Genomic DNA, 21,774 nt, shown 5'->3' with positions numbered 1-21,774 from the left:
AATTATTTTGTCAGCCTAATAATGTTTGTGATGTAACTTTAAATCTTTTGATGTATAAAAATTTATGTATTTTTATATTGGTTCTGGCTTATGCCATAAAAATCCTTGACCATAATCTATTCCTATTTCACTAATCTTTTTAAAAATTTCTTCATTAGACACGAATTCAGCGATAATTTTTATTTGTTTTGTATCAGCAATTTCTTTTATTGATTTTATTATTACAAGATCTATTTGACTAGAATTTATTACTTGAATAAAAGAACCATCTATTTTGATGATGTCTATTGGTAAAATTTTGATGTATGAAAGAGATGTATATCCACTTCCAAAATCATCAAGTGCAAGTTTAATTCCAAAAGTTTTAAGTTCATTGAAATATGTGTTGATTAATTCGAAATTTTCTACAATGCCAGTTTCTGTTATTTCTAGGCATATATTTTGAAGTGAGACATGACTTTGTAGAAGGGTTTCTTTTAAAAAGATTCTGAAGTTTTTGGATTTAAGTGAATATGGTGAAATATTGATTGAAAAGATATGAACACCATTTTTTGTTACAAAGTTTGTATATTCTCTTAATGCTTTAGTAACTACTAATTTATCTACTTCTACGGTTAAATTATATTTATCTATTAAACCAAAGACATGATTGTTTGGAATTGGTGTTCCTGTGTAATCAAAAAGTCTTGTTAATATTTCAATTTTAGGTGTTAAATCTTTTTTGAGAGGGGTAATTTTTTGGTAGTATAGACTAAAGAAATCATTTTTTATTGCTTTTATTATGTATTCAAATATTTTATTTTGATTTTTAATAATTATTGTTTCTGGTAATTCATCTTTATATAAAATAGGCATGGAATCTTTGTATTCATCAGATATTTTTGTTGCTATTTTTAATTTTGAAATTTTTGTTTCTATATCTTCTTTTAAGTTTACTTCTATTATGCCTATATTAAATTTAAGTATTATGAGACCTTCTTTTTTAAGTTCTCTAGAGATAGTTTTTTTTATTTCTTCTGCAATTGAAATTACTCTTTGTTCTCCTCCACTTGTGGATATAATAACTATTAAATTATTGTCTTTTAATTTAAATATATATTCTGAATAGAATGACATTATTCTAGAAGTAATTTTTTTAAGTATTTTTACGTCTATGTGATCCCTATTGCCTTTATATTCATATTCTGTATTTATGTGTAAATCCAAATCAAATAGATATGTTTTTTTAGAAGAATAATCAATTTGGTTGATCAATAACTTTTCAAGTTCTTTAATATTATATAAGTCAGTTTCTTGATCGATGACTTCGAAGTGCGGAATATTGTGTTTAGATTTTAAATCAGATACATCTTTTATTGTAATTAATTTATCAATGTTATTTTGAGCAATTGTACTTATAAATAGATCGACGGTTAATTTTTTGTTATTTTTTCCCTTTAAAAGACAATCAGTTATCAGTATATTTTTAAATTCAGGAATATCATCTATATTATAACTTAAATCTATTTTAGTTTCTTTTTCAAAATCTATTATATCGATATCACTTATTTTGTTTGTTTTACCTTTAATCTTTATTGGTAATTCAAGTTCTTTACTGCCTTTTTCATTGATATAAATGATGTCATTTTCAGTGTTTGTGATAATGACTATTTCTTGAATAAGTTCAGATAAGTTTAAGAAAAAATCAAGATTGGCATTTTTATTATCATAATAAAATTTTTTCTGTTGTATTAGTTTATTTTTTTCACTCAGTTCTTGTATGCTTTGTAATATTTCTATGTAATTTGGTCTATAAATCGATTCATCTATATATTCATTGTTTATGATAATTGAATGAACGTTATTAATACTTTTTAAGTCATTTGCTATATTTATTGAAAAATCTATTGGTCTTTTATGATTATAAATAACGGCAAATTTAATATTGCTTTGTTTGATATATGAACTTGAGACATTTTTTCTAGATTCTATTATTTGAGATATTGTAAAAATAGATTTTATTTTTATAACATCTTTATCACTAACAGCTTTTTCAGATATTACGATTGCATTTGGATTTTTATTCCTCATCTTACTTAAATAAATCTATCTTATTTTTTATATAAATCTATGTTTTTGTTGATTTATTTAGTTTTTTTGAGCTTGTTTTTTAGTCCATATAAGCCAGATTATTCCTGCTAATATTAAAATTGACGAAAATATTTGGCCCATTGATATATTTAAAAATGAAAAGTCCAACATGCTTTCAGGTTTTCTGTAAGTTATAATAAATCCTATTTCTTTATCAGGCTCTCTTAGGTATTCAATTAAAAATCTAAATGTTCCATAAAGTATTATGTATACACCAAAGATAAAGCCATCATATTTTTTTATTTTTCTAAATATGAACCATAATAATAAAAAGATTACAGGTCCTTCGAACAATCCTTCTATGAGTTGGGATGGGATTCTTGGTAAATTAATAAATAAATCATGAGGTAATATTTCAAGGCCAACCGATTCTGCGAATTCTTTGACTCCATTTTGGCTTATTTTAAAAGGTTCTGCATTTGGAAAGATTACACCACCTTTCATTGGTCTTCCATAAAGTTCTGCATTTGCAAAATTAGCAAGTCTTCCAAGTATATATCCTAAAGAGAAAGCTATTGCACCATAATCTGTTATTTTTTTAAAATATTTTTTTACATTCGTGTTTTTAAGTTTTGTGTTTATCATTATTAACGGTGCAATAATGACTCCAAAAAATCCTCCGTGTATTGCCATTCCTCTAAAGCCTGTAAAATTCCAGTTTTGGTCAAATGGTAAAAAAATCATCCATGGGTGTGTATAATAAATACCACTTTTATCATAAATTAAAGTAGATGCTAATCTTCCTCCAATGATTGCGCCCATGACGATGGAAAACATTAATTGCTCATAATCATTTTTGTCTATATCAAGTTTGTCAGTCCTGATTTGATACCAGATAAATTTATAAGAAATTATTATAATGATGATATAAGATAGGCTATACCATGTAATTGGAATTCCTTTAATTATTTCGGGATGCAACCAGCTAGGATAATTTATATAATTTGGCATTTCTGTCTCCTTAGTCTTTTTTTAATTTTGTAAATAATTTTTTTTTAAACATTATATTTTGTTTTCTAAGTGTTGCAATTTCTTTTTGTTGAGATTTGATTATATCAATTATTGCATTGTTGTCTATTGTTTTATTCATCAATAATGATTCAAGATATGCGTACTTTTCTAAATATTCGTCTTGTGCTTCTTTTATTACAAAATAGTAGCTTGCATTTAAGTCATCTTCATTTAAAAGCTCTACATCGTTTATTACATCTTCAAGTTCAATTAATCTTTTAGCTATTTTTTTTATGCTTTTTGAAATTAAACTTGTTGGTTTATAAATAGTTATTGGTATTTTGTGATTTAATGCTTGATCAACAAGTTCATCTTTATAAATTGAGCCTATACTTTGTAAATTTATATTTAAATAATTTTTAGCCGACTTTAGTATTTTTTCAGTTTTAATAATATCCTCAGGTTTGTTTAACATGTTAAATATAATGAAGGGACTAAATTGTGCGAATATTTGCATAAACTTTGCATAATTTTCAGGATCATGTTCCTCTATTTTAAGTAGAAGATTTGGTATGTATATTTTTTGTAAATCTGTAGAATCTTTTCTTATATTGGATACTATTTTGTATGCTTTTGTTTCTTTTGTAAATATTTTTGATATTAGTCTAAAGATTGCGTTTTTTAAGAATAAATAGGCATTCATTGTTGCTGTTACTGTTGGAATTGTTACTATTACTCCTCTGTTTGACATTAAAAAAAAATCTATTGTATTAAATGCTGTTCCAGCTCCAAGATCAATTATTAGATAGTCGTAATTTTGATTTTTTAAATTTTTTATTATTTTTTTCTTTTGAAAGATAGCTATATTTGCAAGTTCTGGTATATCTGAGTCTCCTGCTATAAAATTTAAATTTTTTATTCCTGATTCAAGGATGATGTCTTGAAAGGGAATTTGTGTTTTGAGAAATGTTCCGATGCTTTTTTTGGGTATAATATTAAGCATAGAGTGTAAATTGGAACCACCCAGGTCAAGGTCTACAAGTAATACTTTTTTCCCTTCATTTGCAAGACAAATTGCAATATTTGTTGAAAAAAGAGATTTACCAACTCCTCCTTTTCCACTAGCTATAGGAATGATAATCAACCGTTACTCCGTTATTTTGTCCTTGAATTTAAGTAGAATCAAAATCACTAAGTTAAATATAACGTAAGTGATTATTATTATTTCTAAAAAAGTAAATAGCCATGGCTGATATGTTTTGAATAATTCAAGAGCTAATCCTAATGTAGCAAGCAAAATGTTCATTATGATTTGCAGGCTTTTAGTTATGTTAATTAAATTACTTAGAATTTTAAGTTGATCGTAGAGTATATATTGTATTGTTAATATTGCTATGCATAATTCTGGAGAGAATATAATAAATGCTATTAAAAATTTTATAGAAGAATTGTTTATAAATATTGTATTGCTTGTGAGTTTATATAGTGCTAATAAAATTAATGTGCTTGCAATTGTTTGCATTGCGATAATGAGAGTCATGATTATTCTTTTTGTTTTTAAGCTATTTATCTTTAACATAATCTTAAAATATTATATTATGAAGATAAAATCAAGTTTTATTTGTGTAGGAATTTTTCAATGAAAAAGAAATTTTTGGTATTTTTATACGTTGTATTAGCTTTAGTTATCAGTTCTTCAGTTATTGTAGAGTCTATTTTTGCTCAAGCAAATTCTTCTAAGAGCAATTTGTCTGCGTCAAGTTATGGTCAGATGATGATAGAGGCTTTTAATTTTATTAAGAAAAATTATGTTGAACCTATTGATGATGAGGCTGTTTTTGAAGGGGCTTTACAGGGTATGTTTAAGGCATTAAATGATCCTTATTCTCAGTATTTGACAAAAAAAGATTTAGTAGAGATTTCAAAAACTACTGAGGGAAATTATGTGGGAATTGGGGTTGTTATTGCAAAAAAGGAAATTTCGAAAAAATCTAACAATACTGCTTCTGATGTTCCTTATATAATGATTATTAATGCTTTTGAAGAAGGACCTGCTTATAGAGCTGGTGTTCGCTCTGGTGATTATATTAAGGCTATTGATGGTAATAGTACTGATTCTATGACAATAGAGCAGGTTAGCGAGTTTTTAAAGGGAAAAGCGGGTACAAAAGTTAAAATTTCTATTTTGAGAAATAAAAATTTAGAACTTGAATATGATCTTGTGAGAGAAAAAATAGATATAGAAACAATTAAATATAGTGTTATTAATAATGATGTCGGATATATTAGGATATTAAGTTTTAATCCAAGTACTAATATTTACTTTAAAAAAGCTTTTGAAAAACTTAAATTGCAAAATATCAAATCTTTAATTTTAGATTTAAGGCTTAATCTTGGAGGTTATCTTACCGATGCAATAGAAATTGCAAATGATATTTTGGTTGAAGGACTCATTGTATCAACAAAGGCAAGAGATTTTAAAATACCTTTAGAATATGTCACAAGGGAGTATAGAGCCGATTCTTCACATATAGTACCTTTAGATATGCCAATTGTTGCTTTGATTGATAAATATTCAGCATCAGCTTCGGAAGTTTTAGTTGGAGCTTTAAGAGATAATCAAAGAGTGTATGTTATAGGTGAAAAATCTTATGGAAAAGGAGTGATTCAGCGTATAGTACCTTTCCATACAGGAGGATTTAAGATTACGCATTCAAAATATTATACCCCTTCTGGACAGAGTATTCATAATGTTGGTATTAAACCTGATTTGGAGATTAAGGAAAGAGAATTATCTGAAGTTGAATTTGGAGTTTATACCCGAATGCTTAATGAGGAGGCTATAGAAAAGTTTTTAAATAGCAAGATAAATAAAAAATCGCTTTCTGAGAAAGAGGTAGATATTTTTGTGAATAAATTTCTTGAAACTTCTTATGTAAAGGCTGGTAAGGATATTAGTAATATAGATAAGAAAGCTTTGGGGCGTTATTTGTTTTTGCAATTTTATCAAGATATACACCATAATCAGCCAATTTATAATTTATATTATGATGAAGTCTTAAAAACTGCTTATGAATATCTTGTAAAGAAAGGGACACAAAATTAATTTGTGAAACAAATAGTTTTAGATTATAGTTGTCTATTTGATGATGACATCATTATTGATGATATTAAGATTTATCACTATCTTGTTAATGTAAGAAGATTAAGGGTAGGTGATAGATTGAATATTCTTTTAGGTAAAAGAGAGATAAGATTTTCTGAAATTTTGAGTATAGAAAATCACCGAATTAGGTTTGCTACTCTTAGAGTAGAGGAGCTTAAGATGCGTGACTTTGAAATAGATATATTTATATCAAATCTTAAGGGTAGGAAATTAGATTTAAGTTTAAGACAAGTTGTTGAGATTGGTGTTAATAGTATAAATATTGTTAATGCTGATAATTCTATTGCTAAGTTAGATATGGATAATTTAGAACCAAAGAAATTAAGATTTTTAAAGATAATAGATGAGGCTTTAAAACAAAGTGGAAATGCTCAAATTCCCAGTATTAATTTTTATAATGATTTTTTTAGTATTCCTTATTCGTCATCTGTGAATTATTACGTTGCTTATAGTAAGGGTGATTTTTTGCATTTGGGTGAAAACATTAGTGTTTTTGGTAAAATTGGGATTTTAATAGGTCCTGAAGGTTGTTTTTCAAAGTTGGAAATTGATTTTTTTAAAAAATTGAATTTTAAATTTGTAAGATTTAATACTCCTATTTTAAGAGCTGATACAGCTATTGTTTATGCACTTGCTCACTTTAAATTATTATTAGAGGGTAATAATGGCTAATTTAAAAGATATATATTCAAAACCAGATAGGATTTATTTTTTTGGAGCGCCAATAGATGTGTTTAAAAATCATGAAAAATTGATTAGTAGATTTGAATATCTAATATCTCATCCGTATCATTCAATGGTAATTTTTATTGACTGTAAATCTTTATTAAAATTTTTGATCTTTAAGAGTTTTAGAAATCTTGTTAAAAGTTCTTCTCTTGTTTTTTCAAATTCAAGGTTACTTAGAACACTTTGTAAATTTTTAAAGAGGATTGATATTGGTTGTTATGATTCAAATTCTATTTTACTTGTTTTAATGAGTGTATTGGAGAATACATATAAAACGTGTTATATTATTGATAAAGATAAAATAATTTCTAAAAAAAATTTTTTAAGATTAAAAGAGTCGCATAAAGAAATTAACTTTATTGGTTACTATGACTTGAGGGCTGTTAAGAGAAATAAGGAAATGTTTTTTGCTAATATTAATAAACTTACTCCTAGTATGATAATAAGTTTTTGTAATAGTAATTATCTTGAAAATTTGTTTTATGTCAATAAATTTGGAATTAGAACAAATTTAACTGTGTTTTTGTGATTTCTTTTGGTTTTAATTGTTTACAAGTTTAATGAGGTAAAGAAATGTCATTTGTATTAGATCAGGCTGTAGTGTATCCAATGCAGGGAGTAGGCAAAATAAAAAATATTCAGAATAAGGAATTTAATGGTGAATTTATTGATTATTATGAAATATATTTTCCATTTAATGAGATGACTTTCATGGTTCCAGTAGCTAGAGCGGCAGATCTTGGAATTAGAGCTTTGGTTAGTAAAGAAAAGGTAGAAGAAGTTTTTGATATTATTAAGGATTTTGAGGGGCAAATAGATCAAAAAAAGATCAAAGATGGTAGTCATGATTTTTATAAGCAGAGTGATATATTAAGTACTGCTAAGTTATATAAATTTTTGTATGTAAAATCTATGCAAAAAGAGTTGCCTTTTTATGAAAAGAGAATTTTAAATGATTTTGAATTAATTTTACAACATGAGATTAGTTTAGCTTTGCAAATTAGTTTTGAAGAAGCCAAAGAAAAGATTAGAGAAGTTCTCTCTGGGGGGCAGGCAGTCTTAGATTAGATTGTTTATCACTTGTAGGAACATATATGTTAAATATTGTAAGGTTTATATCCTTAATATCTTGTAGATTTATTTTTATGTTTTTTCTCTTTTCGTTTGTTTTTGTTTGTACATCTTACTTGAAGTACACATTCCTACATGTAGATCTTTCTGTTTTAAGTTTTGAACTTTATTATGATGCTTATCTTTATGCTTTTCCTTTATCTTTAGTTGTTACTTTTATGAGAATTGCTTATCCTTTTAGTATGACTACATTCAGAGTTTCTGGGATTTTATATATTGTTGTCTTTATTTTTATATTGTTTTTGTCTTATTTTGGATTTTTAGCTTCTGTTAATTTTAATACTATCTTTTTTGATTTACATAACAGGGATGAGAAGATAATTAAAGATGATACTGTGCATTTTTTTGATGATCAAATAGTTTTTTATAGTAATGATATTAAATCATTTGGGTTTAAAGGTGTTTTAAAAATTACAGATAATGAGTTTGATGATGAGGATTTTAAATCTTTTTCATATAATTCAGGATTTTCTGAATCTGATGTGGCGAATTTTAATGAAAATGCATTTTTTACTCAAAAGCTTTATAGTAATTTAGTTGGTTATACTTTTAATGATTTAGACATTTTTAATAATTTTTTACTTTCTTTAGAATCTTTTGGTTTGATATTGAATATATTTGGATTTGTTTTGCTTTTATTTTCGTTTTCTTATATTTTTAATTTTATATTTCTCAATAGTTTGTCTTTATTCCTTTATCCTATTTTTGTCATACTGTTTTTTAAAGTTTATAATATTTATGCAATTGAATTTCCGGAGAGTTTAGATTTAATTATGGGTGAAAATGTAATATCTAATTATCTTACTTTCATTTTTTGTGTACTTACATTTTGTTCTACTTATTTGATTGGTTTTCTTTTTAAATATATTAAAGTGAATGAAGGATTTGATAATAATACGTTACATTAATTAATTTGTTAGATATGAAAAAAGAATTGTTTACATTTTTAAGTAATTTTATTGTTTTTCTATTTTTATTTGTTGCTTTGGTTTTTTGTTATACATATTTTTTTGGAGTTGCCTATTTAGAAAAACATATATTAGTAGCTACATTTTTTGATACTGTTTTGAGTGTATATCATAATTTTAATGGTTTTTTTATTTTTTTTGTTTTGATTTATTTTATTTTTTTAGCGAAACCAGAAACACGGCTTTATTTTAAGGGATATAAAGGATATTTGTTTAAAAAATTTTATCCTTTTATGTTTTTATTTTTTGTAATAGGTATTGTTTTTGTATTAATTTTTAATTCTATTATGTCTTATATTCTTTCTCAGAAAAATGAATATAAATATAATTATGAGAGATATAATCTTCTTGCAGAGCAGACAACTACAATAATGAATGAGCTTAAAAATATCGATATAAATTTATCTTCAAATAAGACACTTGATGTCAATGAATTGGTAGAGGTTTTTAAGCAGAAAAAGAAATATCTTGAGGAATTGCTTAGGATATATGAAAAAATGAGGCTTATTTCTGATAATGATGAACTTTCTATTAATTATTATTTGGCCAGATCTGAATATGATAGAATGCCTCTTTATGGTGTTGATTTAGAAAAAGTTCGAAAGACTCTTAAAATGTATTTAATAAAAAGTTTGAGCAAAAGAGATTTTCAGGATATTATTAATGGATTTATTGATAAGGGTGATTATGCTACGGCTAATTATTTTGCTTATATAGGATTTTTTGCAACCAAAGATGATGAATTTTCTGCGCTTTTAGATTTAACTTTTAAAGCTATTAATGAGTATAAAAATGTTGAACTTGAAAGAGAAGCTTCGATTTTTGAAGAGAAACAGAGGAATTTTTTATATCTAAATACAGAGAAATTTAAACCAGCATATTATGGTTTTTTAAAGCTTCATAATTTGTTTCCAAATGATAATGAGATTTTAAGTTATAAGAATAAGTCTTTAGATAAACTTAAAATTCATTATTTCTTTTTTGATGAGATTGAAAAATATTATGAACATTATGGCATCAATGATGTATTTTTAGTTCAGAGCAATTCTGGTGATGGTACATATGATTATATTTATATGCAAAAGGTTGTAAATACTGTTTTTTCTTATACTAAAATGATTAAAAATTTTGAACTTATTAGGTTTGATAGTTTAGGTAAAGTTATATTACATATAAAAGTTCCATTTGCTACTCTTAAGGGCAATACGGTTTATCAAAATGTTTTAGATAAAAAAAGTGAAAATAGTGATATTACTGCTACTAGAGTTTTTGTATTGCTTAAAGATTTTGACTTAAGTGATATAAAAATCATTGATCTTAATAATAATGTTGATAATTTACATTTATTTGCAAATTCTGTTAAAGGTAGTATTTTTTTACCTATTCAAGTTTTAATCAGTGCTTTTAACCAAATTAAGACATTCAATTTAAGATTGATAGGTATTTTTTCTTCAAGTCTTTTCTTAATGATAAGTCCTATTTTATTAGTTTTTTTTGGTGTTCTATTTATTGCTGTAGCTTCTAAAGTGGATTTTGAGTTTGATTTAAAATTTATGGTATTTCTTGTATCTATAGTAGTAGCTATTTTTTCAGGTATTGTATCTCTTTTGATAAATTATTTATTGTTAACTTTAATAGCACTCTTTATGCACTTGTCTGGTAATATATACATATCTTTTATTTTAATTTTTTCCTTTTTATTCCTTATTGTATTGTACGTAATGCTTGTCAATTATAAAAAAGATATACCGTCTTTATGAAGAATTTGCATTTTTGATGTTATATAACATTAATTCATTAATTATGTTGTTTTCTTTTTCTATTTGTTCTTTATTAAGAATATATGAATCTTTATTCATATAATTTTCATTTATAATAAATTGTGGGATTTCTTTAATTACATGTTTTAATTTTAAGTTCAATCCTTTATATGGTGTAAATCCATTAATCAATCCAAAATGTTCATTAAATTTTGCTTTATCTTTAAGTGTGATTAATGATTGTTGTATTTTTTGATTTAATATCCATCGAATAAATTTTGCTATAGGTTGTGATGTTTCTTTAACACCCATAAAGTTTATATTACATATCGATGATTTTTTTTCTTTATTTGTTAAATATGAAAAATTAATTTTGTCTTTAATATTCTGATTTAGTTTATTGTAATATGCTAAGTTGGTTAAACCTGCAATTAAAATAGTTTTTTGTTGTAGTAGTATCGTCTCTAAATTTAAATATTTGTATTTTTCCGTAAAATTTTTATGCAATGTAAGTTCGTTCACATCTATAAAAGATTTGAAATAATTAATTATATTTAATATTTTCTTCTCATCATATTCTGGCTTGTTGTTTCCAAAGTAAATATTTATATCGTTGATTTCAGATATTGTATAAAATATATTTTCAGAAATATAAGGAGATATGAAAATTTTTTTGTCTTTTTTGAAATTTGTATATATTTCTTTGATTGATTGTATATCAATATATTTTTGTATATCATATTCATTTTTATATATTAAGATTGGAATATCGAAACTTAATGGTACAATTTTGTATGCAAATTTTTTTGATATGTTATTTAATATTGGATAGTCAGAATAATAATATTTTTGTATATTTTTAAAGTTTTTAGTTATATTTATGTTGTCTAAGTTTTTTGCAATGATTATTTGAGCATTCTCTTTATTAATGGTTTGTACGTTAATATTTTTTTTGTACTTGATAATAAAATTTGTTTTATTTTGAACATTAAATTGATTTATATAAATAGGAATAATTTTATTGTCAGTTAAGATAGTAATAGCAGTTTCTTTTGAGCAACTGAAAATTAAAGCTAAAATTGTCATTAAAATTAATTTCTTTATATACATAAAAAATATGTTTATTACATTGACTTTTATTTTACAATAAATTATGTATAATTTTTATAGTTATTTTATAATTTTGGATATCTTTGATAACTTTAAATTTTGTATTCAAAAGGAGAGCTATTAATGTGAGTTTAGTTGATTTTTTAGTTGCTATTTTTAATAGAGAACGTACTCCTGAGCAAGTGAAGCAGAGAAGGCTTAAAGAAGTAAAAAAAAGTTTAAGTAAGTCAAGTAATTTTTTTAGCGTTTCCAAAATACAAGCTTTACCTCAGTTTGCTAAGTTTATTTATAATCTTTATAAGGTTTTTTATCCTTTAAAGTTATTTGTGCAAAGATATCGAAATTCAAATGAGATAATTCATTTTGTAGTTGAGAAGTATTTAAATAGTACTCAAAAGCAAGCTTTGGAACATATTTATTCTTTTTCTGCTAATGAGATAGTAAATTTTACATCTGATATGCTGAAAAATTTGGATACCAATTTAAATTATTTATTGAAAAGTATAACTCAGGAACAGGTCAGATTGATCGATGAAACTTGTGGAGCTTTAGATATCTTTTTTGATTTAGCTTCATATCAGTATTATATTCTTATTAAGCATTTTGATAGTTTATTTCCAGAAGATGATTTTATATATAAACCTAGATTTAGTGCTGTCAGTTGTGGAGTAATCCTTGATGATATTAAGGATTATTTGGAATGTATTTATTCTATTAAGGATATTTCTATTTGGAGAAATCTTTATGATATTCTCTTAAAAATATATGGAGATGAAGATAATTTTCCTATGAAGCCAAATGTTTGGCTTAAGATGATAACATCTATAATTGAGATAAATAAAAATAAAGAAATTTTGTATCTTGTAAGATATGTTAGTGGTGATCCCAATTATTTGCCTATTTCTGGCCTTAAAAAGACAAAAGCAAAAGCGTTTTTTAATTATCTCTCTAAACATGTTTCAAATGAGATGTTAAAATCTGAAATTTTGCAAAAAAATAGCAAATCTAAAATTTTGGCAAAAAAATTATTTCCTGGAGTTACTCTTTTAACTTTAGATAATTATAATGAGCATATGAACATGAAAATTACATCTAAAATTACAAATACTACCGGATATGTTTACGCTGACATTTTAGGTTATTTGAAAACTCATGCTGTTAATTTAGTAAAAAAAGATTTAAATGATATTGTTAATATCCTGATTATTAAAGGACAATGGAAAGATATGGAAATTTCTAGAGATGTTTCTAATGACATTCATGACTTAGTTAATATTTATTCTAATCTTATTGATTTTGATAATAGTCTTGGGGAACAGGGTAATTATGGCAATAGAATAAATGCACTTTTGCATAGGGTTTATGTTGGAGGAGACAAATCATCAGAAAAATTATTGTTAAATATAATAGTAGATGTGAATAAAAAAGCTTTAATTTTATTAAATGACTATTATTCAAAAATTTATTCTTTAAAACAGCTTTTAAGTGGTTGTTTAGAAGATTATTTTAAACCTTCTTCAGAAAAGGAACTTATTTATAATTGGAAAGAACTTGATCTTGAACTTGTAAAAAGTTATGGCAATAATGTAAACTTTAGTAGTATAATTAAAAATATCATTGAAGGATTAACTTTATTTTTAAAGTTAATGGATTTGTATCTAACTAAGAAAAATGGAATTTAGGAGATTTAGATGGGGAGAGAATGTGAAATTACAGGAAAAAGGACAATGTTTGGGAATAATGTTCCACGAAAGGGACTTGCCAAAAAGAAAGGTGGAGCAGGACAACATATTGGTGTTAAGACTAAGAGAACTTTTAAGGTTAATTTAATAAATAAGAAATTTTTTATTCCAGAACTTGGGAAAAATGTTAGTATTAAGATTTCTGCAAGTACTTTAAGAAGTATTTCAAAAGTAGGTTTGAATGTTTTTTTAAAGAAAAATAATAAAAAAATTGATGATTTCATTTAAAGACTATTTTTTATTAATTTAGTTTATTAGTATATTTTCTATTATTGAATATTCATTGTTATTGTTAATGATTTGATGATTTAAAAATTCAAAGTTAGTAAAAATTTGATGAATTATAATAAGGGCAGTTATATTTTCAGGAAATATTTTATGTGATTTGTGATGTTCTAGTAAAATTGATGAATTTAAGGAAGACGTGTTTAAGAGTTGTTTTAAGGTTGTTGCTAATTGGGTAGCTTTATTTAGATTTGTAGAGTGTGAAATAAAATGAGATAAAAATATAAAAGAATTTTCTTCTTGCGTTGTAAATGGTTTTAAAAATGTGCAATATTCTTTAATAGTTTGGTTTTTGGGGTTACCTAAAATAATGGGAATAATTTTGATATTTTGTGTTATATCTTTAATAAAATTTAATACAATTTCAATTTTGTGATCATTTTCTATTATTTTGTCTTCTACATTTGTAAATGTAAAGTTTTTTATTAAATTTATTATGTCTAAATTAACATCAATTGTTTTATCAAAAAATTTCCAAGCTTTATGAGTTGATATATTAATCTTTGAATTTTCTTTTGTATATGAAAATATAAATATGTTTTTTGTATTGTAAGTTATTATTTTTTTAAATATATCAATTTTATCTAAGAAAAACTCATAAGTCCCATAACTAGTTAAAAGTGCTTTATGAGTTTTTCTTTTATATAAGCTGAATAATTTTGGTGTTATATTAGTTGGATAAAAAATGTTATCAACTAAACTATTTCTTATTTTATTTATAAATTATGTCCCTTAATTGCTTCTTCTACTGTGTTTATTTCCATAAATTCTGTACCCTTATTGGTATCTCTGTTGGGATTTCCAGAAATAATTACTATAATATCTGAATTTTTAACTATTTCTTGTGTTTTAAGCATTTTAAGAGAAGTTGCTACAAATTCATTTGTTCTTTTAAAATTGTTTTCAACAAGATTAGAATAAACACCATAAGAGAGTGATAGTTCTCTTGCTATTCTTTCATTATTTGTCGTAATAAATAGTGGCACACTTGCTCTATATGTTGCCATTATTCTGGCAGTTCTTCCTTTAAGTGAATCAACGATAATAGCTTTAATAGGCATTATTTTAGTTGCATCGATTGCACATTTTATAATGTAATTTCTTATTATTTTTTTGCTACAGAAAATTTCATCTTGAAACAGTGTTTGCTCTCTATATTTTTCGACTTCTCTTGCAATTTTGGTCATCATTTTAACAGCTTCAATTGGATATTTTCCATAAGCTGTCTCTCCAGATAGCATTATTGCGTCTGTACCATTTAGAATTGCATTGGCAACATCAGATACTTCTGCTCTTGTAGGTCTTGGATTTTCAATCATTGTATGCAACATTTGCGTTGCTGTAATTACAGGTATGCCGTACTTAATGCAGGTTTTAGTTATTTTAATTTGTGCTAAAGGAACATCTTCAGCAGGTATTTCAACTCCCATATCTCCCCTTGCAACCATAATTCCGTAGGAAGCTTTGGCAATTTCTTCTATGTTATCAATTCCTTCTTGGTTTTCGACTTTGGAAATAATTTTTACGTCTGGATTTCCTGCGGCGTTTAATATATCTTTGACGTCTTGAATATCTTGTGCATGCCTTACAAAAGAATGTGCAATAAAATCAATATTTTGTTTTGCTGCAAGTTCAATAAAGCCTTTGTCTTTATCAGTAACGGATTGTAATTTTAGTGAAATTCCTGGTGTATTTATTGATTTTTTGTTTTTAATTTGTCCATCGTTTTTAATTTGGCAAATTAACTTATCTGCAGATTTTTCGATGACAATCATTTCAAGTTCACCATCATCAATTAGAATTTTTGCTCCATTTGGAACTTCATTAACAAATCCATTATAGTTAGTTTGAAATGCATTAGAATCATTTATAGGTGTTGTAGAGATTATTACTTTGTCTCCTATTTTAACAGTAATAGGCTTTTCAATATTAGCTGTTCTAACTTCTGGTCCTTTTGTATCAATCATTAATGCTATTTTATTTGAAACTTGTCTAACATTATTTATGACTTTTATTGCATCGGCATGTGATTGATGAGCAGTGTTTAGTCGTATTACATTTACACCTGCTTCATATAATTCTTTTATATGTTCTGGATCGCATCTTAGATCTGATATTGTTGCTACTATTTTTGTTAATTTTTGTATCATATTTATTTTTCTCCTACAGTATTTAAATTTTATGCTTTTTAATCCCCAATAACAATATTTTTGAAAGAACTTGTCATTTAATTTTTAGATTTAAGTTAGGATATATTATAAACTTAATTTTTGTTTTTAAGTTTGTTTAATATTTTGAGATCTAATTTAATGTTTAAATTTTTTTCTCTGTGAGGTATTACAAGTCCTTTTTTTTCTCCTTTAATTTTTTTTAAATATTTGACATTGGTATAGTAAAGGTCAGCTTTTCCCGCTTGTTTTGCTGGCTTTGTATAAAATACACATAAATTACCAGCATCTATTAAAACTTCAAGAGGAGGTGTTTTGTCTTTTTTATTTCTAATAAATACATAAGCACCAGGATAATCTCTTGTATGTAACCAATAATCATTTCCTTTTGCCCAACTTCTTAAGAGTTCGTCATTTTCTTTTGCATTTCTTCCCACAATAATTTCAAATCCATGAGATATAAAATGGAGCCCAATAGATGTTTTTTGAATGGTTTTTTGTTTTGTTGTTTTTTCATTAGTCAGAGTTATATGGTTTTTTTCTTTTGTATAAGTTGTGTTTGATATTAATGTGTTATATTGTGTTTTTGCATTTTTTAATTGTTCTTGCACAATCTTAAGAAAAATTTTGTTTTTTTTGTATGTTTTAAAATATTTTAAAGCATTGTCTTGAGGAGATAATTTTTTTTCTAATGTTATTTTAATTTCTTCTTCATTGTTGTTTTGTAAAGTAATTTCACTCATTCCTTTTTTAATTTTGTTTATATTTGATAAAATCATTTCACCTTTTTCTTTGTGAGTTGCTATTATGTCCATTGAAATTAGTTGCTTGTTTAGAGAGTATATTTTTCTTTCTAAGTTGATTTTTTCTTGTTCATATGTTTTATTAAACATTTCTGTATTATGTGTTTTAGTTTCTTTTATTTTTAAGTTGTCATAGTAATTTTCAATGAATGTTGAGTATGGTAATTTGTTGTCATATTCATTTTTGAGTTTGACTTCTTTTTTCTCAGTCATATCGTTATTTTCAATAATTTTTTTGGCTTTTGTAAATATTTCACCTGTTATTTCTTTTGATTTTGGTCTTCTGTAGTATGCATCAAGAATTTTAAAATTTGTGTCTGTGACAATTATATTAGGAGAAGATGTCCATAATTTTATAAAAATACAATAATAATTTTGGTTTTTATTTATTTTTATTAAAATTATTCTTTCATTTTTTATTTGATGTGCTTCGCATACTTTGGCATTTGTGACTTTTGATTTTAAAAATTCAAAAAATCTTAGAGGAGGTTTGATATTTTCAAATTTTTTATTTGTTTTGTGAATTCTTGTTTTTTGTGGATCTAGAGATATTAATACATTAAAAATTTTTTCATCTGTTGATTTATTGTAAAATTCTATAACTAAGTTTTTGTAATTAGGTTGTTTTATTTTTTTTAAAAATGAATTTATTAATGGCAATTCTTCAAGCAAAATGTTTATTTCGTGATAGTTTAATGACATTTTATCTCCTTTGATCTTTTGCTAAATATGTTTATTATTAGTTTACAAAATGGTATATTATAAATAATAGCTTATTATGACAAGTTGTACTATTGGTATTTAGAGGTGTATTTGTTATTAAATGTAGCTTAATTAGTGTATGAGTTTTATAATGAACAAAATAAAAAAGATAATATTAATTATATCTCCTTATTTGCTTTTTGCCCAAATATCTGCCAATCAATATTTTGAGGAGGTTCATTCAAAATATCAAAATGTAAATGATATGCAGGCTAAGATTAGTCTTAATATAAAAGGTCTTAAACAGACAGGCACTTTGTTATATAAATCTCCCGATAAATTTATTATTAATTTAGATTCAAATAATCAGGTCTTTGTGAGTGATGGAGAATTTTTGACCATTTATGTTCCGTCTCTTGGTACTTCTTTTAGACAACAGTTAACTATGGGAAAATCGGGAAGTGGTTTTATGAATATTTTGAGTACTGAGTATAGTGTATCTTATACTAATTCTCCTAATTTAGAACCTCTTGATGAATCTGGGGGAAGGGGAGGGGCTGAAAATTTTATGAAACTGACTTTTTCAAGACGGCTTTATAAAGGTGCTGCCACAATTGATTCTTTTATGATTGCCTTTACACCAAGTGGTGCAATTAGAAGAGTTATTGCTTATCCTACAGATGGTGGTCGAGAAATAGTGATTGATCTTTTGTCTGTCAAGTTTAATGTTGGAATTTCTGATAGTAAATTTAAATATGATCTGCCTAAGAATGCAAATAAGGTGGATAATTTTTTATATGATGTTAAAAAGACCTGAGGTGTTAATATATGGACAGAAGCGATTTCATTAGATTTGGAGATTTTTTAAAAAAAACTCGGATTGATAAGGGCTTTACTTTGGAGATGATAGCTGATGATATTAGGATTTCTATTAAATATCTTAGAGCACTTGAAGATTCTAATATTGAATCATTTCCAAATGAAGTTTTGGCTGTGGGTTTTTTAAGGACTTATAGTGAATATTTGGGAGTTGATGTTTGGTATGTTTCATCTCTCTTTAAAGAATATAAGAGAAGACTTAATAGTAATTATATTGGTATTAAGTCTGATGATCAAAATGGTAGTGTAACTTTTGTAAGTGAGAGTAAGCTTGGAAATAAATATTTTGATGTAACTAATATAGGTTTTTCTAAGATAATTAAGATATTAGTGGGAGTGGTTGGGATTGTATTTCTAGTGTTTGTAGTTACAAATATTAGTGGTTTTAAACAAATTTTAGGAAGAATTTTTAAGGCAAATTATGTTGGAAAAAGAGTACCAGAGGTTCATGAGGTTTTATTTGATAAAGAAAATTTTTGGAATGTTGTGCTTGGAGAAGGTGATTTTTTGTCCTTAATTTTTGGAAATTCTATTGCAAAATATAGAGTTTCTTTTATGAACGATGATTTGGTTATTACAAATGATTTAGAAAATGAGCAATATGTTTTTAATTTAGGCAAATTTCGAGAAGTTGATTTGAATGGTAATATAAGAGTTAAAATTGTATATGATAATTATTCTCAAGATAAGGTTAGAAAGGCTCATGTAAGTTTGGAATCTTTTATGCTTAATGTTGAATATGTTTTTGAGACCAATCTTTCTAATAGATTTAATGTTGTAAATTGGGGATTTGAAGTTAATGGTCCTAAAAATAGAGTGATTAGTGAATATCCTACAGTATATTCTTCTACAAATATTTCTGATATTAATTTATCAATTAATTTTTTAAATGATACGTTTTTACGATATGTTGATGAGAATAATCTTTATGGTAAGTCTTTGCTTTTATTGAAGGGAAGTGATCCTTTAAATTTAAATTTTAAAAAGTCTTTAATTTTGTTTTTTACAAGACTTTCTGATGTTAATATTGTTCTTCAAGGTAAAGATGTTACTTCTGTTTTAAAAAGTTATGGAAGTGAAATGATAGCAATTCAATTTTTTTGGTTAAAAACACCAGGTGGTTTTGATCTTAAAGTTTCTGAAGTTTATTGATGAGTGAAATACAAAAATTTCTTTTTAGTTTAAATTTTGATCAAAAGCAAATTGTCTTTGATGATACTACGAACCCCATTCTTGTTTTGGCAGGGCCAGGCAGTGGTAAGACGAGGGTTATAACAGCTAAGTTTGCGCATTTAATAAATAAAGGTAAAGTAAAACCAGAAGAAATTCTTGCTTTAACGTTTACAAATAAAGCAGCACGTGAAATGAATTTTAGATTGAATTCTCTTTTTAATTTTGATAGGTCTTTACATATTCAAACTTTTCATTCTTTTGGTGCTTGGCTTTTGCGACTTTACTTTAAAGAATATGATGAAAATTATGATTCAAATTTTACAATTTGGGATGTTAATGATGTTGTTAAATTTGTTAAACAAATTGGACTTGCATCAAATATTGAATGTGCCAAGTATGTAACATCGTCAATATTGAAATATAAAGAGAATTATTCTTTACATAATAATTGTGGTTTTGATGATAAAATTTATTCTGAGATTGAATTTTATGAACAGGAAAAATCTAAAAGTAATGCTTTTGATTTTGCCGATCTTATTCTTAAATCTGTTTTGATGTTACAAAATTGCGAAAATATTAGAATGAGGGTGCAAAAAAGATTTAAGGCTATTTTTGTGGATGAATATCAAGATACTAATTATTCACAGTTTTTGTTTTTAAGAGAACTGTATTATAAAGATGCATATTTTATGGTAGTGGGAGATGAGGATCAGTCTATATATTCTTTTAGAGGTGCTAGAGTTGAAAATATTCTTGAATTTGAAAGAACATTTGATAATGTGTCTAAATATTATTTGGTTCAAAATTATCGTTCTAGTTTAAGTATTGTCAATGTTGCAAATAATATTATTTCAAAAAATCAAAATAGGTATGATAAAGTAATAGCTACGGAAAATAAGATAGGTAAAAAAATAAAAATTTTTATATTTCAAAATCCTACAGAAGAAGCTGAGTATTTTGCAAATTTTCTTATTGAAAATAAGCTTGAAACAGCTGTTCTTTATAGATTTAATCATCAATCTTTGCAATTTGAGAAGGCTTTTTTTAAAAATAATATTGCTCATAAAATATTAGGTTCAATTAGATTCTATGAAAGAGAAGAAATTAAGGATGTCATATCTTTGTTAAGACTTTTTGTAAATAAAAAAGATAAAGTATCTTTTTTGAGAATAATAAATAAACCTGCAAGAGGTCTTGGTAAAACTACCATTGATAAGATAATTGCGACATTAAATGATACTGATGTTAATCTTGACTTAATGCTTGCAAGTAGAAAAGTTGTTAAAAATCTTAAAGGAAAAGCAAGAGATTCTCTTGATATATTTTTAAGTTTATATGATGAATTAAAAGAAAATATACAAAAGGGTATATATGTAAATTTATCTGAATTTATTAAAGATGTTACAATGGGATTTGGAATTTGGAATTATTATCAAAAATTTGATAAGGATGAGAAATCAAAAAATATTGATGAGCTTATTAGTAGTGGAGTTGAATATTCTGGTAGTTTTGAAGGTCTTGTGATATTTCTTGAAAATTCGTCTTTGTCTCCTTTAGTTCATGGAGATTTTGCATCTAGTGTGTTACTCTCTTCAATTCATGGCGTTAAAGGACTTGAGTTTGATAGGGTAATAATATCTGGTCTTGAGAAAGGTTTATTACCTTCTGAGATTGAAGAATTGACAGCTGATAGATTAGAAGAAGAGAGGAGACTTTTTTATGTTGCTATTACTAGGGCTAAATTCGAACTTTTTATTACAATAAATTTGCAAAGATTTTTTAAAGGAATATTAAAAAATACAGCTATATCAGTTTTTTTTCAAGAGATCCATAAGGATAATTATGATATTGTTTTTGTTCCAGAATATTTGAAAGATAATTTTAAATTTTTTTTTACACGAAGTGATAATAAAAATTTTAATATTGGCGATTATATAATTTATAATGGTGAGAATGGCATTATTGTTGATAAGTGGTACCAAGATGGTGGACCATTTCTTAAGATTAGTTTGAAAAATGGGAAAAAAGCTATTTTGAGTTCAAGTTATATTAAAAAACTTTCTAAAATGTAGAGGTG

18 protein-coding genes are annotated in these 21,774 nt (G+C 25.4%); 11 read left to right on the top strand and 7 right to left on the bottom strand.

Annotated elements, in window-relative coordinates:
* Window positions 1–72 precede the first annotated feature (72 nt).
* Genes BRE_RS01845 through BRE_RS01835 form a run of 3 tightly spaced genes read right to left on the bottom strand, consistent with a single transcriptional unit; the run spans window position 73 to window position 4,225 of the window.
* Window positions 73–2,070 carry an EAL domain-containing protein gene (locus BRE_RS01845; RefSeq protein ID WP_012538851.1) on the bottom strand — a complete coding sequence of 666 codons (1,998 nt, stop codon included), beginning with the start codon at window positions 2,068–2,070 and terminating at the stop codon, window positions 73–75.
* Between the two features lie 57 nt (window positions 2,071–2,127).
* Entirely contained in the window at window positions 2,128–3,081 is a 954-nt protein-coding gene (gene lgt, locus BRE_RS01840) for a prolipoprotein diacylglyceryl transferase (RefSeq protein ID WP_012538850.1), read from the bottom strand.
* Between the two features lie 10 nt (window positions 3,082–3,091).
* Entirely contained in the window at window positions 3,092–4,225 is a 1,134-nt protein-coding gene (locus tag BRE_RS01835) for a P-loop NTPase (RefSeq protein WP_012538849.1), read from the bottom strand.
* Between the two features lie 495 nt (window positions 4,226–4,720).
* On the opposite strand from BRE_RS01835, the gene BRE_RS01825 reads away from it, so the two are divergent.
* From BRE_RS01825 to BRE_RS01800, 6 genes are read left to right on the top strand one after another with little or no spacing between them, the layout of a single operon-like run.
* Window positions 4,721–6,187, top strand: coding sequence for a S41 family peptidase (locus BRE_RS01825; protein ID WP_041178112.1), 1,467 nt, complete (start codon window positions 4,721–4,723; stop codon window positions 6,185–6,187).
* Window positions 6,188–6,190: 3 nt separating this feature from the next.
* Window positions 6,191–6,919, top strand: a complete 729-nt coding sequence (locus BRE_RS01820; protein WP_012538846.1) for a 16S rRNA (uracil(1498)-N(3))-methyltransferase — start codon at window positions 6,191–6,193, stop codon at window positions 6,917–6,919.
* Window positions 6,912–7,505: a hypothetical protein gene (locus BRE_RS01815; protein WP_012538845.1), complete on the top strand. Its 594-nt coding sequence runs from the start codon at window positions 6,912–6,914 to the stop codon at window positions 7,503–7,505. The genes BRE_RS01820 and BRE_RS01815 overlap by 8 nt, the downstream gene beginning before the upstream one ends.
* 44 nt (window positions 7,506–7,549) lie before the next feature.
* A complete protein-coding gene (locus BRE_RS01810; RefSeq protein WP_012538844.1) occupies window positions 7,550–8,044 on the top strand; it encodes a CarD family transcriptional regulator in 495 nt (164 codons plus the stop codon).
* A 26-nt stretch (window positions 8,045–8,070) separates the two neighbouring features.
* A complete protein-coding gene (locus tag BRE_RS01805) occupies window positions 8,071–9,015 on the top strand; it encodes a hypothetical protein (protein WP_012538843.1) in 945 nt (314 codons plus the stop codon).
* 14 nt (window positions 9,016–9,029) lie between these two features.
* The gene (locus tag BRE_RS01800) at window positions 9,030–10,835 is read left to right on the top strand and encodes a hypothetical protein (RefSeq protein ID WP_041178187.1); all 1,806 of its coding nucleotides are present in this window, start codon (window positions 9,030–9,032) and stop codon (window positions 10,833–10,835) included.
* Here the strand turns inward: BRE_RS01800 and BRE_RS01795 are convergent.
* The gene (locus tag BRE_RS01795; RefSeq protein WP_012538841.1) at window positions 10,830–11,945 is read right to left on the bottom strand and encodes a hypothetical protein; all 1,116 of its coding nucleotides are present in this window, start codon (window positions 11,943–11,945) and stop codon (window positions 10,830–10,832) included. The two genes, BRE_RS01800 and BRE_RS01795, sit on opposite strands and share 6 nt — an antisense overlap.
* A gap of 119 nt (window positions 11,946–12,064) precedes the next feature.
* Between BRE_RS01795 and BRE_RS01790 the strand changes: the two genes are divergently transcribed.
* Window positions 12,065–13,627, top strand: coding sequence for a hypothetical protein (locus BRE_RS01790; RefSeq protein ID WP_041178186.1), 1,563 nt, complete (start codon window positions 12,065–12,067; stop codon window positions 13,625–13,627).
* 9 nt (window positions 13,628–13,636) lie between these two features.
* Window positions 13,637–13,915 (top strand): 50S ribosomal protein L28, encoded by a 279-nt coding sequence (gene rpmB, locus BRE_RS01785; RefSeq protein ID WP_012538111.1) that lies wholly within the window; start codon window positions 13,637–13,639, stop codon window positions 13,913–13,915.
* A gap of 18 nt (window positions 13,916–13,933) precedes the next feature.
* Here the strand turns inward: rpmB and amrB are convergent, their stop codons facing one another.
* From amrB to BRE_RS01775, 3 genes are all read right to left on the bottom strand, one after another.
* The gene (gene amrB, locus BRE_RS05970) at window positions 13,934–14,641 is read right to left on the bottom strand and encodes an AmmeMemoRadiSam system protein B (RefSeq protein WP_232212711.1); all 708 of its coding nucleotides are present in this window, start codon (window positions 14,639–14,641) and stop codon (window positions 13,934–13,936) included.
* A 47-nt stretch (window positions 14,642–14,688) separates the two neighbouring features.
* Entirely contained in the window at window positions 14,689–16,122 is a 1,434-nt protein-coding gene (gene pyk / locus BRE_RS01780) for a pyruvate kinase (protein WP_012538839.1), read from the bottom strand.
* A 113-nt stretch (window positions 16,123–16,235) separates the two neighbouring features.
* On the bottom strand, window positions 16,236–17,645 hold the full coding sequence (locus BRE_RS01775) for an NFACT RNA binding domain-containing protein (protein WP_012538838.1): 1,410 nt from the start codon (window positions 17,643–17,645) through the stop codon (window positions 16,236–16,238).
* Window positions 17,646–17,784: 139 nt separating this feature from the next.
* On the opposite strand from BRE_RS01775, the gene BRE_RS01770 reads away from it, so the two are divergent.
* From BRE_RS01770 to BRE_RS01760, 3 genes are read left to right on the top strand one after another with little or no spacing between them, the layout of a single operon-like run.
* Entirely contained in the window at window positions 17,785–18,462 is a 678-nt protein-coding gene (locus BRE_RS01770; RefSeq protein ID WP_012538837.1) for a LolA family protein, read from the top strand.
* An 11-nt stretch (window positions 18,463–18,473) separates the two neighbouring features.
* Window positions 18,474–19,676, top strand: coding sequence for a helix-turn-helix domain-containing protein (locus BRE_RS01765; protein WP_012538836.1), 1,203 nt, complete (start codon window positions 18,474–18,476; stop codon window positions 19,674–19,676).
* Window positions 19,676–21,769 (top strand): ATP-dependent helicase, encoded by a 2,094-nt coding sequence (locus tag BRE_RS01760; RefSeq protein WP_041178111.1) that lies wholly within the window; start codon window positions 19,676–19,678, stop codon window positions 21,767–21,769. The genes BRE_RS01765 and BRE_RS01760 overlap by 1 nt, the downstream gene beginning before the upstream one ends.
* Window positions 21,770–21,774 lie beyond the last annotated feature (5 nt).

The organism is Borrelia recurrentis A1 (assembly GCF_000019705.1).
Classification (GTDB): domain Bacteria; phylum Spirochaetota; class Spirochaetia; order Borreliales; family Borreliaceae; genus Borrelia; species Borrelia duttonii.
Note: the sequence above shows the minus strand (reverse complement) of the source record. Positions and strands in the feature narration are given on the sequence as shown.

Bases quoted from the DNA above. Each gene is read 5' to 3' on its own strand.
- BRE_RS01845 (WP_012538851.1), bottom strand. From the start codon at position 2,070: ATGAGGAATAAAAATCCAAATGCAATCGTAATATCTGAAAAAGCTGTT.
- lgt (WP_012538850.1), bottom strand. From the start codon at position 3,081: ATGCCAAATTATATAAATTATCCTAGCTGGTTGCATCCCGAAATAATT.
- BRE_RS01825 (WP_041178112.1), top strand. From the start codon at position 4,721: ATGAAAAAGAAATTTTTGGTATTTTTATACGTTGTATTAGCTTTAGTT.
- BRE_RS01815 (WP_012538845.1), top strand. From the start codon at position 6,912: ATGGCTAATTTAAAAGATATATATTCAAAACCAGATAGGATTTATTTT.
- BRE_RS01810 (WP_012538844.1), top strand. From the start codon at position 7,550: ATGTCATTTGTATTAGATCAGGCTGTAGTGTATCCAATGCAGGGAGTA.
- BRE_RS01805 (WP_012538843.1), top strand. From the start codon at position 8,071: ATGTTAAATATTGTAAGGTTTATATCCTTAATATCTTGTAGATTTATT.
- BRE_RS01800 (WP_041178187.1), top strand. From the start codon at position 9,030: ATGAAAAAAGAATTGTTTACATTTTTAAGTAATTTTATTGTTTTTCTA.
- BRE_RS01795 (WP_012538841.1), bottom strand. From the start codon at position 11,945: ATGTATATAAAGAAATTAATTTTAATGACAATTTTAGCTTTAATTTTC.
- rpmB (WP_012538111.1), top strand. From the start codon at position 13,637: ATGGGGAGAGAATGTGAAATTACAGGAAAAAGGACAATGTTTGGGAAT.
- pyk (WP_012538839.1), bottom strand. From the start codon at position 16,122: ATGATACAAAAATTAACAAAAATAGTAGCAACAATATCAGATCTAAGA.
- BRE_RS01775 (WP_012538838.1), bottom strand. From the start codon at position 17,645: ATGTCATTAAACTATCACGAAATAAACATTTTGCTTGAAGAATTGCCA.
- BRE_RS01770 (WP_012538837.1), top strand. From the start codon at position 17,785: ATGAGTTTTATAATGAACAAAATAAAAAAGATAATATTAATTATATCT.
- BRE_RS01765 (WP_012538836.1), top strand. From the start codon at position 18,474: ATGGACAGAAGCGATTTCATTAGATTTGGAGATTTTTTAAAAAAAACT.
- BRE_RS01760 (WP_041178111.1), top strand. From the start codon at position 19,676: ATGAGTGAAATACAAAAATTTCTTTTTAGTTTAAATTTTGATCAAAAG.